A 1125-nucleotide genomic window follows, 5' to 3' on the forward strand; every position below is an offset into this window, starting at 1 on the left:
GTTTAAGAGACACCCGGGAGCTAAGGAATTAAAAGAATTTAGCCAAATTTCAAATAAGAAAAATAAACTAGCCGTTATCCACGCAGACGGCAACGGGCTTGGTGTATTAGTTAAAAATTTGATTGGAGTCGTAAAAAAGAGCGATGATACTGGAGCTATAGCTAGATTTTCGCAGGCGCTTGATAAAGCGACAAAAGATGCATTTGCCAATGCCAAAGAAAAAACAAAAGACGCTCTTGGCAAAGTTGACCTGAGGATAAAAGAGTTGATCTTAAGCGGCGACGATATGACGGCGGTTTGCGATGCGGACATAGCGTTAGAATTTACTAAAAATTTCATCGAGGGATTTGAAAAGGAAACGGACAAGAAAAAGCCCGATATAAAGGAAAAGCTCACGATGTGCGCGGGGATTGCCTACTGCAACGAAAAATTCCCGTTTCATTATGCGGCAGGTCTAGCTGAGGAGCTTTGCGGTGCCGCAAAAAAGCACAGCAAAGATCGCTACGTAAATGATGCCGAAAAAGACATAGCGCCAAGCTGCTTAATGTTTCATAACGTCCAAAGCTCGAATTTCCAAAGCTGGGATAAATTTATAAAAGATGAACTGACGATCGGGGGCGAAAAAGAAGGGCGCGCGATCGATGGCGAAGACGCTAGCGAAATCAGATACGATTTCGGGCCTTATTATCTGGGCGATACGACCAAGTCGGAAAACGAGCCAAAGGTAGAAAATTTTATAAATTTAGCCGAAATGTATCGCGGCGAAAAAAGCCCCAAGGGCAAACTGCGAGAGTGGATAAAGGAGCTTGGCATAAACGATAGATTAGCCAAAGTTATGCTAGATAGAATAAATGAAATTCTAGAAAACAAAAGTGAATTCGATGGCGCTCTGAATGCTCTTTACGGCGGGCTATCGTGCGGAAATTTGATTTTAGAAAAGGACGGAGCGCAAAAGACGCCGATTTACGACGTATTGCAATTTCTCTCCGTTACTTCGGGTGCGGAAGATAAAAAAGTGGAGGGCAAAAATGACGATAAATTACGAGCTTAAATTTTTCGACTACTGGCATGTTAGTAGCGGCCTTAGCGGTGGAGCGGCGCTTGATAGCTATGTAGTAAAAAACT

At 43.0% G+C, this 1125-nt stretch carries 1 protein-coding gene; it reads left to right on the top strand.

All coding sequences use genetic code 11. The annotated features are described in order from the left end of the window. Window positions 1-1051: hypothetical protein (locus Q0620_RS02870; protein WP_298783130.1), on the top strand; the 1051-nt coding region annotated here is incomplete at its 5' end. Between the last annotated feature and the right edge of the window lie 74 nt (window positions 1052-1125).

Source organism: uncultured Campylobacter sp., from assembly GCF_938017615.1.
Lineage (GTDB): Bacteria > Campylobacterota > Campylobacteria > Campylobacterales > Campylobacteraceae > Campylobacter_B.